The organism is Staphylococcus chromogenes (assembly GCF_029024625.1).
Classification (GTDB): domain Bacteria; phylum Bacillota; class Bacilli; order Staphylococcales; family Staphylococcaceae; genus Staphylococcus; species Staphylococcus chromogenes.
On sequence record NZ_CP118953.1, the window covers coordinates 1,041,278 to 1,053,004 of the forward strand.

8 protein-coding genes are annotated in these 11,727 nt (G+C 35.0%); all 8 read left to right on the top strand.

The window, feature by feature from the left end:
- Positions 1-13: 13 nt before the first annotated feature.
- The 8 genes from pyk (at position 14) to coaE (ending at position 11,715) form a co-directional block, all read left to right on the top strand.
- Entirely contained in the window at positions 14-1,774 is a 1,761-nt protein-coding gene (gene pyk / locus PYW36_RS05100; RefSeq protein ID WP_037574336.1) for a pyruvate kinase, read from the top strand.
- Positions 1,775-2,173: 399 nt separating this feature from the next.
- A complete protein-coding gene (locus PYW36_RS05105; RefSeq protein ID WP_103159062.1) occupies positions 2,174-3,295 on the top strand; it encodes a citrate synthase in 1,122 nt (373 codons plus the stop codon).
- A 49-nt stretch (positions 3,296-3,344) separates the two neighbouring features.
- Positions 3,345-4,607, top strand: a complete 1,263-nt coding sequence (gene icd / locus PYW36_RS05110) for an NADP-dependent isocitrate dehydrogenase (RefSeq protein ID WP_037574329.1) — start codon at positions 3,345-3,347, stop codon at positions 4,605-4,607.
- A gap of 339 nt (positions 4,608-4,946) precedes the next feature.
- Positions 4,947-5,651: a response regulator transcription factor gene (locus PYW36_RS05115; RefSeq protein ID WP_037574326.1), complete on the top strand. Its 705-nt coding sequence runs from the start codon at positions 4,947-4,949 to the stop codon at positions 5,649-5,651.
- Positions 5,652-7,352 carry a two-component system histidine kinase PnpS gene (gene pnpS / locus PYW36_RS05120; protein WP_037574323.1) on the top strand — a complete coding sequence of 567 codons (1,701 nt, stop codon included), beginning with the start codon at positions 5,652-5,654 and terminating at the stop codon, positions 7,350-7,352. It abuts the gene before it with no gap.
- Positions 7,353-7,578: 226 nt separating this feature from the next.
- A complete protein-coding gene (polA, locus tag PYW36_RS05125; protein WP_037574321.1) occupies positions 7,579-10,206 on the top strand; it encodes a DNA polymerase I in 2,628 nt (875 codons plus the stop codon).
- Between the two features lie 15 nt (positions 10,207-10,221).
- Entirely contained in the window at positions 10,222-11,094 is an 873-nt protein-coding gene (gene mutM / locus PYW36_RS05130; RefSeq protein WP_103159061.1) for a bifunctional DNA-formamidopyrimidine glycosylase/DNA-(apurinic or apyrimidinic site) lyase, read from the top strand.
- 15 nt (positions 11,095-11,109) lie between these two features.
- On the top strand, positions 11,110-11,715 hold the full coding sequence (coaE, locus tag PYW36_RS05135) for a dephospho-CoA kinase (RefSeq protein ID WP_037574315.1): 606 nt from the start codon (positions 11,110-11,112) through the stop codon (positions 11,713-11,715).
- The last annotated feature ends 12 nt before the right edge of the window (positions 11,716-11,727 follow it).

Below are 11,727 nucleotides of genomic sequence, written 5' to 3' on the forward strand. Positions count from 1 at the left end.
AGGAGGCAAAATCATGAAAAGAACAAAAATCGTATGTACGATTGGACCTGCATCAGAATCTGAAGAAATGTTAGAAAAATTAATGAGAGCAGGTATGAATGTTGCACGCTTAAATTTTTCACATGGGTCACATGACGAACATCGTGCACGTATTGAAACCATCCGAAAAGTAGCAAACAAATTAAATTTAAATATTGGTATCTTATTAGATACAAAAGGACCAGAAATTCGTACACATAACATGAAAGATGGTTTGATTACTTTAGAAAAAGGGACGAAAGTGTCTGTAAGTATGACAGAGGTCGAAGGAACGCCTGAGATGTTCTCTGTAACTTATGAAAATTTAATTAATGATGTGCATGAAGGTTCATTTATCTTACTTGATGATGGATTGATTGAATTACAAGTGGAAGAAATAGACCACAGTGCAGGTCAAGTTCACTGTAAAGTATTAAATACAGGTGAACTAAAAAATAAAAAAGGTGTAAACCTACCGGGTGTGAGTGTAAATTTACCAGGTATTACTGAAAAAGATGCGGATGATATTCGTTTTGGTATCGACCAAGATGTTGATTTTATTGCCGCTAGCTTTGTAAGACGCTCAAGTGATGTATTAGAAATTCGTAAAATTTTAGAAGAAGCGAACCATCATACGATTAGTATCATCCCTAAAATAGAAAACCAAGAAGGCATCGACAACATTGATGAAATACTTGCAGTGTCTGACGGCTTGATGGTTGCCCGTGGAGATATGGGGGTTGAAATTCCACCAGAAACGGTACCAATCGTGCAAAAAGAATTAATCCGTAAATGTAATAAACTTGGCAAACCTGTCATAACTGCGACACAAATGTTAGACTCTATGCAACGTAATCCGAGAGCCACACGTGCAGAAGCATCAGACGTTGCCAACGCTATTTATGATGGTACAGATGCTGTCATGTTATCTGGAGAAACTGCGGCAGGATCATATCCTGAAGAGGCTGTTAAAGCGATGCATAATATTGCTGTAGCTGCTGAACAAGCGCAAGATTACAAAAAATTACTATCTGATCGTACAAAACTCGTAGAGACTTCACTTGTAAATGCGATTGGTGTTTCAGTTGCTCATACCGCTTTAAACTTAAATGTAAAAGCAATTGTTGCTGCGACTGAAAGTGGTAGTACAGCGAAAACAATTTCTAAATATAGACCAAAATCTGATATTCTTGCTGTCACACCTAACGAATCAACAGCACGTCAGTGTGCATTAATGTGGGGTGTCTACCCTATCATCAAAAAAGGCAATTACTCTACAGATGAATTATTAAATAATGCTGTTGCGACAGCGATTGAATCTGAGCGTGTTGTTAATGGTGACCTTATTATTATTACTGCAGGTGTCCCTACAGGTGAATCAGGCACTACGAACTTAATGAAACTTCATCTCATTGGTGATGAACTTGCATCAGGACAAGGTATTGGCCGTACTTCTGCCGTGGGCCGTACAGTTGTTGTGAACCAAGCTTCTGAATTAAAAGGAAAAGACTTATCAAATGCAGTCATCGTCACATCTTCTATTGATGAAAGTTTCGTACCTTATCTCGATCAAGCCGTTGGCCTTATTACAGAAGAAGGTGGCTTAACTTCACCTAGCGCTATTGTAGGTTTAGAAAAAGGGATTCCTACGGTTGTAGGTGTGGAAAACGTCCTTCAAAGCGTCAAAGATGATGTATTAGTCACTGTTGATGCCGCCCAAGGTAAAATATTTGAAGGTTACGCAAACGTTCTTTAAACCGTTGCGTACGAATAAAGCTTAGAACAAGACAAAACCACTATATATCGTGTATAAATGATATATAGTGGTTTTTTTATATTACTTTTATTTAAAATAAAGTGCATCGCTTTTTAACAAAATATGTTTGTGAGTATAATGCCTATCATATCTAATTATTAATTATGATAAAGAAAGCAAATGATTATAATTTTGAGGTTTGATTGGTTAGAGTCATTGGCGAGAAACATCGTAAAATCAATGTTTATACATATTTTTAGGCTGTTTTACTCGTGGTTTTAACAAGAGGGTTCGGAATTTTGAACGTTCAATAAATATTCACAAATCGTGTGATATTAGCTATAATAACTTATGAAAGCCATTACAAAAGAGCGAATATATAGTAAAGGGGAAATTCATATGGCAGAACTACAGAAAGGTCTAGAAGGTGTAATTGCTGCAGAGACAAAGATTAGTTCAATCATCGATAGCCAGTTGACTTATGCTGGATATGACATTGATGATTTGGCAGAAAATGCTTTGTTCGAAGAAGTAATGTTCCTTCTTTGGAATTACCGATTACCTAATGAGAAGGAACTACAAGAACTTAAAGATAAATTACATCATTATATGACGCTAAATCCACGTATGTATAGTCATTTTGAGGAGTATACAACTGATGAAGTTCATCCAATGACTGCGTTACGAACTTCTGTTTCGTATTTGGCGCATTTTGACGATAATGCAGATGATAATGATGAAGCAGCATTGTATGAGAGAGGTATTCGAATTCAATCTAAAATTGCTTCATTAGTAACTTCATTCTCACGCGTACGTGAAGGTAAAAAGCCAGTTAAACCTGATACTTCTCTTTCATATGCAGCGAACTTCTTGTATATGCTAAGAGGGGAAAAACCAACAGATGTTGAAGTAGAAGGTTTTAATAAAGCGTTAATTTTACATGCAGACCACGAATTAAATGCTTCTGCGTTCACAGCGCGTTGTGCAGTTTCATCTATGTCTGATATGTATTCTGGAATTACTGCAGCAGTTGGTTCATTAAAAGGACCGCTTCACGGTGGTGCAAACGAACGTGTTATACGCATGTTAACAGAAATCGGCTCAGTGGATAATGTTGAAGCGTACTTGAAAAAGGCTTTTGACAATAAAGAAAAAATTATGGGCTTTGGACATCGGGTATATAAAAACGGAGATCCTCGTGCAAAATATTTAAAAGAAATGAGCCAAAAAATTACAGATGAAACAGGACAAAGTGAATTGTTCGAAATTTCTGTTAAAATTGCGGATATCGTTAAAGAAGAAAAAGGATTACTACCTAATGTCGATTTTTATAGTGCTACAGTTTACCACAGCATGGGTATTGAACATGATTTATTTACACCAATCTTTGCGGTTAGCCGTACATCAGGTTGGGTAGCACATATTTTAGAACAATTACGAGATAATCGCATTATGAGACCTAGAGCAACATATATTGGTGAAACAAATCGCAAATATTTACCAATAGAACAACGTGATTAATATTAAAGATTTCTGAACAAGATATTCAATTCATGGAGGTTACTTTAAAATGAGTGAAAAAATTGTAAAAACAGCAGATGGCTTAAATGTCCCAAATCAACCTATCGTTCCATATATTATAGGCGATGGAATTGGTCCAGACATTTGGAAAGCAGCAAGTCGTGTCATTGATGAAGCTGTCAAAAAAGCTTACAACGGTGAAAAAGAAATTTCTTGGAAAGAAGTATTAGCGGGTCAAAAAGCTTATGATCAAACTGGAGAGTGGCTACCACAAGAAACTTTGGACACGATTAAAGAATATTTAATTGCGATTAAAGGTCCATTAACAACACCGATTGGTGGAGGTATTCGCTCATTAAATGTAGCGTTACGTCAAGAGTTAGATTTATTCACATGTTTACGTCCTGTACGTTGGTTCCAAGGTGTTCCTTCACCAGTAAAAAATCCTCAAGATACAGATATGGTTATTTTCCGTGAAAATACAGAAGATATCTATGCAGGTATTGAATTTAAAGAAGGTTCTGAAGAAGTCAAAAAAGTGATTGATTTCTTGCAAAATGAAATGGGTGCTAAAAATATTCGTTTTCCTGAAACATCAGGTATTGGGATTAAACCTGTTTCAAAAGAAGGAACAGAACGCCTCGTACGTGCAGCCATTCAATATGCTTTAGACAATAATCGTAAATCAGTAACACTCGTTCATAAAGGTAACATTATGAAATTTACTGAAGGTGCATTCAAACAATGGGGTTATGATTTAGCAGAACGTGAATTTGGTGATAAAGTATTTACATGGAAACAATATGACAAAATTGTTGAAGAAAAAGGTAAAGAAGAAGCTAATGCAGCGCAAGAGAAAGCTGAAAAAGCTGGGAAAATTATCATTAAAGATTCGATTGCAGATATTTTCTTACAACAAATTTTAACACGTCCTTCAGACCATGATGTTGTAGCTACAATGAACTTAAATGGGGACTATATTTCAGATGCTTTAGCTGCTCAAGTTGGTGGCATCGGAATTGCGCCAGGGGCAAACATTAACTATGAAACTGGACATGCCATTTTTGAAGCGACACACGGTACAGCTCCAAAATATGCGGATTTAGATAAAGTGAATCCATCTTCTGTACTATTATCAGGTGTTCTTTTATTAGAACATTTAGGTTGGCAAGAAGCGGCAGACTTAATTACAGCGTCTGTTGAAAAAACAATCGCTTCAAAAGTTGTAACATACGACTTTGCACGATTAATGGATGGCGCAACAGAAGTGAAAACATCTGAATTTGCGGATGAATTGATTAAAAATCTATAATATTAGTTAACCTATAGTTGAGATATGTTCTTACAAAGCTTCATTTGTAAAGCATAGATTAAGCGGTATTGAGAGCCATTTGTGCTTTCTTTACCGCTTTTTATTAATATCAACTGCCTTTACCATAGGAGAGGAAATCTCATAAAAATCTTAATAATTGTAAAGTTGACGTCGTGCTTTGACTCATTTAACTTAAAAGTGGGTAATACAAAAATGAAGTACGAAGATGTTTTATTTGTTAAGTGATTATTAAGATATTGTAAAGTTACTTAATAACATATTATTTTTAAGCTCATTTTAAGTTATAATGAACTTAATCATACATAGGAGGTACATGTAATGGTGCAAAGAGTGCTTGTGGTTGATGATGAACAATCAATTGTCACATTACTCAAATATAATCTTGAGCAAGCAGGATACCTTGTAGAAATTGCTCAAGATGGTGAGGAAGCAATTGAAAAGGAAAAAGAAACAAAACCTGATCTAATTGTCTTAGACGTGATGTTGCCTAAAAAAGATGGTATTGAAGTATGTAAAACAATCCGTTCTGATAAAAATCAGGTGCCCATCCTTATGTTAACTGCAAAAGATGATGAATTTGATCGTGTTTTAGGGTTAGAGCTTGGGGCAGATGACTATATGACTAAACCGTTTTCCCCTAGAGAAGTCGTGGCACGTGTCAAAGCGATTTTGAGACGTTCATCCCAATTTGATGCTGCACGTGCTGAAGAGGATGATGAAGATATTGTCATCGGCCCTATCCGTATTAGACCTGACTATTTTGAAGTCTATCGTCATGATGAATTGTTAGAACTGACACCCAAAGAATTTGAATTATTACTGTACCTTGTCGAACGTCAAGGACGTGTCATTACGAGAGAACACATGTTGAATTCTGTATGGAATTATGAATTTGCGGGAGATTCACGTATTGTTGATGTACATATAAGTCATTTACGTGACAAGCTTGAAGAAAACCCTAAACAGCCCCAATTTATAAAAACGGTACGAGGATTAGGCTATAAATTGGAGCGTCCAAAATAAATGATTAAATTTTATCATAAATTATTAATCATACTTACAACAATTACTGTTGTAAGTTTTCTTATATTAGGGTTTATTGTACATAATTCTATATATACTATTTCTGTTGAACATCAAAAGAAAGAACTTCAAAAACATGCGCAACAAATCATTAGTTTACATCATAATCATAACGATAGACGTATTCAATCTCTTGCCGAAACCTATGAGTCAAATATTTTAATTTTAGATAAAGGGAAAACTTATCGCGTCAATACAAAGCAAGATTTTAATATTGAAAAAAGAAAAGCTGAGTTATTAAGACAATTGAAATCAGAAAATCCAGTTTATATCTTAGATGGTAAAGCTGGAGAATATTTATTTGGGATTGAAAAAGGAAATGTGACCTTATTAATGAGTGGCGAATACGATACAGTATATGCACTTCAAATGCAATTTTGGAAATATTTAATTTTAATGGGTATCGTTTTCATTGCACTTATCTTCTTCACAGTGCGATATATTAACAGAACATACATCCAACCAATAAATGAAGTCTCTTATGCCGCTTCACTTTTAACTCAAGGTAATTATCGCGTGCGTGTCCCTGAAAGTAGTGTAAAAGAAACACGTGAATTGTATGTCACAATTAATGTATTAGCGCGACGTCTTGAACGATTAAATAGTGAACAAAAAATTCAAAGGAACAGATTAGTGACTACATTGGAAAATATTCCTAGTGCGGTATTAATGATTGATAAACATGGCAATATTGTGGTAGCGAATAAAACCTTTTATGATATTTTTAATGAAAATACTAATGTTGAACAGCAAAACTATGAAAAATTACTACATCCGACTTTAAAAAAATTAGTCGTAGAAGGGTTTCGTACAGAAAAGCCTGTTTATGATCAAGTTGAATTACATTTGAATCAAATTCATCAAAAGTTTTTTGATACTTCATGTGTGCCAATTTTGACACGTACTAAAAAGAGACTACAAGGTATGGTTATCGTTTTACATGATATTACACAACTCAAAAAATTAGAAAATTTAAGGAGAGATTTTGTTGCTAATGTCTCTCATGAGTTGAAAACACCAATAACCTCTATTAAAGGGTTTACTGAAACATTATTAGACGGTGCCAAAAATGATGAGGCCTCACTAGACATGTTTTTAAATATCATGTTAAAAGAATCCAATCGTATTCAGTCTTTAGTCGATGATTTATTAGATTTATCCAAAATTGAACAAAATACTGAGCTTGATAAACATTCGATTCGTTTATCGAAAGTCGCCCATCATGCATTAGAAATGATTCAACCGCTTGCTCAAGATAAAAATATTGAGCTTATTGATGAAATCAATGATAATGTGACCGCAATGGCAGATGAATCGAAAATGTCTCAAGTCATTGTAAATTTACTTTCTAATGCAGTAAACTATTCACCACCAGATAAAACGATCACGATACGTGTTTATAACAAAGAACGTTGTAAAGTGATTGAAGTGATAGACCAAGGTATTGGTATTGCAAAAGAAGAAACTTACCGGATATTTGAACGCTTTTATCGAGTTGATAAGGCGCGTAGCCGTGATTCAGGTGGCACTGGTTTAGGATTATCTATTACAAAACATATTGTTGAAGGATATCAAGGCACGATTGAAGTTGAAAGTGAGCTTGGAAAAGGGTCAATATTTAGAGTCCAATTACCAGAATAATGAATACTTATTAAAGAGGAATGGAAATCGCATTGATTTTCGAAATTCCTCTTTTTTGCATTTCACGCAGCGTCTTTCTAGTCATATCATCGCTTCTAATAGTTTTTCATATATGTGTAGATTATGTTTTTAATTTGCGAGGCTATGAGATGGAGTTTTAATGTCCGAATGGGTATTTGGTAAGGGATATGATAAAATAAATTCAAAGTAACTAGGAGGGACCGTTGTGGATAAATTAGTATTAATTGATGGAAATAGCTTAAGCTTTCGAGCATTTTACGCTTTGCCATTACTACAAAATAAGGCAGGAATTCATACCAATGCAATATTTGGCTTCGCACGTTTATTAGAAAAGATTATCAAAGAGGAAGCGCCCACACATTTTCTAGTTGCCTTCGACGCAGGTAAAACAACGTTTCGTCATGAAACATATCAAGATTATAAAGGTGGGCGTCAAAAAACACCTCCTGAACTGAGTGAACAATTTCCATATATTCGTCAATTGTTAGATGCATACCACATCCAAAGATATGAATTGGAGAACTATGAAGCGGATGACATTATTGGTACTTTGAGTCGTCAAGCTGATGAGCGTGGCATGCAAACCATTATTATCACAGGCGACCGCGATTTAACACAATTAGCATCTAACAATGTCACAATATATTACACGAAAAAAGGTGTCACAGATGTGGATCATTATACGCCTGATTTTATATCAGAAAAATACGGTGGCTTGAGTCCAGATCAAATTCGTGATTTAAAAGGACTCATGGGGGACACTTCAGACAATATACCTGGCGTGGTAGGTGTCGGTGAGAAAACGGCACTCAAATTGTTACATCAGTTTGAGACTGTCGAAGGTGTTTATGAAAATATAGACCAAGTGAGTGGTAAAAAATTAAAAGAAAAGCTTGAAAATAGTAAAGCCGATGCTTTAATGAGTAAAAAACTTGCCACTATTAATAGAGAGAGTCCGATTGAAGTTTCTTTAGAGGATACAAAGCGACCTGAAAATAATGATGAAAGTGAAAAAATCCAATTATTTAAAACGCTTGAATTTCGTCAACTTTTAAATGAAGTAGATGTGAATACTGACACAAACTTTCCCCAAAAAGAATACAAAGTTCAAACAGATTTTAACAATGTAGATTTTCATCAATTAACTTCAGCTGTAATCCACATAGAAGTTGACGGTGATAATTATATCCAAAATGATATCCTAGCAATTGGCTTAAAAACAGTAGATGAATATATCGTTATTCCGGCAAATAATATTTCTAAACATGACGCATTTGTCCAATGGTTAGAAAATAGCGATACGCAAAAATTAGTGTTTGATGCCAAAAAAACATACGTCGCATTGAAACGTTTAGGTGTGACGATTCAAAATATTACATTTGATACCATGTTAGGGAGTTATCTCATTGATCCATCTCAGACGATTGATGATGTTGCTTCCGTGGCTACATTGTATGAAGGGACTTCAGTTAAAGAAAATACAGCAGTATATGGAAAAGGCAAATCTTATAAAGTCCCAGATTTTTCTATTTTATCCTCACACATTGCGACGGTGCTTGATGCCATTGAAGTACTACAACCCGTTATGAAAGAAAAACTGATGAGCAATGCGCAAATGGAGTTACTAGAGGAAATTGAATTACCTTTAGCAATCATTTTAGGAGATATGGAGTATACAGGTATTTATACTGATATCAACACTTTGAAAGCTATGGAGAATGAAATTCAAGCAAAGTTAGACACACTTATTGCAGATATTCATGCCCAAGCAGGGGAAACTTTTAACATTAATTCTCCTAAACAACTGGGTGTCATTTTATTTGAAAAATTAGAACTTCCGATTATTAAAAAAACAAAGACAGGTTATTCTACAGCTGTAGATGTTCTAGAAAAATTGCAAGGACAACATCCTATTATCGATCTCATCTTAGCTTATCGTACATTATCAAAATTACAGTCGACGTATGTCGAAGGTTTACAAAAGGTGATTTGGGAAGATCAACGTATTCACACGAGATTCAACCAAACATTGGCACAAACAGGTCGACTTTCTTCAGTGGATCCTAACTTACAAAACATCCCGATTCGAATCGAAGAAGGTCGTAAAATTCGAAAAGCTTTTAAACCAACAGATGAGAACAGTGTCATATTAGCGGCAGATTATTCACAAATTGAATTACGGGTTTTGGCACATATTACAAAAGATCCAACTTTGCAAAACGCTTTTATAGAAAATGAAGATATTCATACCACGACTGCGATGAAAGTGTTTCACGTGGATGCCTCTGATGTCACGTCACTTATGCGTCGTCAAGCAAAAGCGGTTAACTTTGGAATTGTGTATGGTATTAGCGACTACGGATTAAGCCAAAGCCTCGGTATTACTCGTAAAGAAGCGCAACAATTTATTGATGATTATTTAAATCATTTTCCAGGCGTGAAAACTTACATGGAAGAAATAGTTCAAGATGCAAAACAAAATGGGTATGTTGAAACATTGTTAAAACGCCGTCGTTATATTCCTGATATCACGAGTCGAAACTTTAATAAACGGGGATTCGCTGAACGTACAGCAATGAATTCACCAATACAAGGGAGCGCAGCAGATATAATCAAATGCGCCATGGTTCAATTGGATGCTGCAATGAAAGAGAAATCATTTAAAGCTAAATTACTTCTTCAAGTCCACGATGAATTAATTTTCGAACTGCCAAAAGATGAGGTAGAGGCATTTAGCAAGTTTGTTGAAGAAATTATGGAACATGCTTTAGAATTAGATGTGCCGCTTCGTGTAGAATCCGATTATGGTGACACATGGTATGATGCAAAATAGAAAGTAGGGAGTTAATTGCCAGAATTACCTGAAGTAGAACATGTAAAAAGGGGTATTCAACCTTTCGTCGAAGGGGCAGATATCGAAAAAGTTACTTTTTCTAGTCATGTCATAAAAGGAAAAGCTGAAGGGAAAGCGACTATTGTTAAAGGAATGAGTTTAGAGGCTTTTGAGCAATTTACCGTTCATTTTACAATTAATCGTGTATACCGAAAAAGTAAATATATTTTGTTTGACTTATCGAATGGTGAAACTCAACGCATGATGATTTCACATTTAGGTATGGCCGGAGGTTTTTTTGTCGTCAAACGTATTGATGATATTGCAATTGCTAATTATCGTAAACATTGGCACGTCATATTTCATCTGAGTAATGATTGGTTATTAGTCTATTCAGATATAAGAAGGTTCGGTGAAATTCGAAACGTTGAACGTATTGAAGAATATCCTTCGCTATTAGAAATTGCTCCAGAACCATTTAGTGAAGAAGCTTTACCTCATTACTTAGCGCAATTCGAACAAAAAAAATTCCGAAAAATGCCCATTAAGCGTATGATATTAGAACATCGAGTGATTTCAGGCTGTGGAAATATTTATGCTTGCGAAGCGTTATTTGATGCGAAAATAAATCCTCACCGATTGAGCCAAGATTTATCTCAAGAGGAACGTATTCGTATTTTTAAAAGTGCTGTAAAAGTTTTAGAATTGGGTATTTTAAATGGGGGAACGAGTATTTCTGACTATGTTCATGCAGATGGTCAACGTGGTTCAATGCAAAATAATCTAAAAGTCTATAAACAAAAATGTTGCCCAGATTGTCAAAACCCAATTGAAACGGCCATCATCGGAGGAAGAAATACGCACTATTGTAAGTATTGTCAAGTTTAAGGAAGAAGGTATGTTATGACTAAAGTCATCGGATTAACTGGTGGAATCGCAACAGGAAAATCGACTGTTGCTGAACTTTTAAAAGCGCATGGATTTAAAATTGTAGATGCAGATATAGCTTCGAGAAAGGCTGTTGAAAAAGGCTCTGAAGGATTGAAAAACGTAGTAGCTGAATTTGGAGAAGAAGCCCTTACAGAAGAGGGTGAAATGAATCGTGAATATATTGGACAACAAATATTTTACGATGACCTAAAAAGAGAAAAACTCAACGCAATCATCCATCCTATTGTTAGAGAAATTATGGAAAACGAAAAAAAACAATATTTAGCTCAAGGTTATGATGTTGTGATGGACATTCCGTTACTATTTGAAAATGGATTGGAGAAAACTGTGGATGAAGTATGGTTAGTCTATACTTCGCCAAGTATTCAAATTGATCGGCTTATGGAGCGAAATCAATTGTCAATTGAAGATGCTAAAGCACGGATTTACAGTCAAATTTCAATTGATAAGAAAAGTCGAATGGCGGATGTTGTCATTGACAATTTCGGAACTAAACTTGAATTAAAACAAAATCTTGAGCAAGCTTTAACAGAAAAAGGATATCTTAAAGAAGCATAACTAAAAATACCT

Bases quoted from the DNA above. Each gene is read 5' to 3' on its own strand.
- pyk (WP_037574336.1), top strand. From the start codon at position 14: ATGAAAAGAACAAAAATCGTATGTACGATTGGACCTGCATCAGAATCT.
- PYW36_RS05105 (WP_103159062.1), top strand. From the start codon at position 2,174: ATGGCAGAACTACAGAAAGGTCTAGAAGGTGTAATTGCTGCAGAGACA.
- icd (WP_037574329.1), top strand. From the start codon at position 3,345: ATGAGTGAAAAAATTGTAAAAACAGCAGATGGCTTAAATGTCCCAAAT.
- PYW36_RS05115 (WP_037574326.1), top strand. From the start codon at position 4,947: ATGGTGCAAAGAGTGCTTGTGGTTGATGATGAACAATCAATTGTCACA.
- pnpS (WP_037574323.1), top strand. From the start codon at position 5,652: ATGATTAAATTTTATCATAAATTATTAATCATACTTACAACAATTACT.
- coaE (WP_037574315.1), top strand. From the start codon at position 11,110: ATGACTAAAGTCATCGGATTAACTGGTGGAATCGCAACAGGAAAATCG.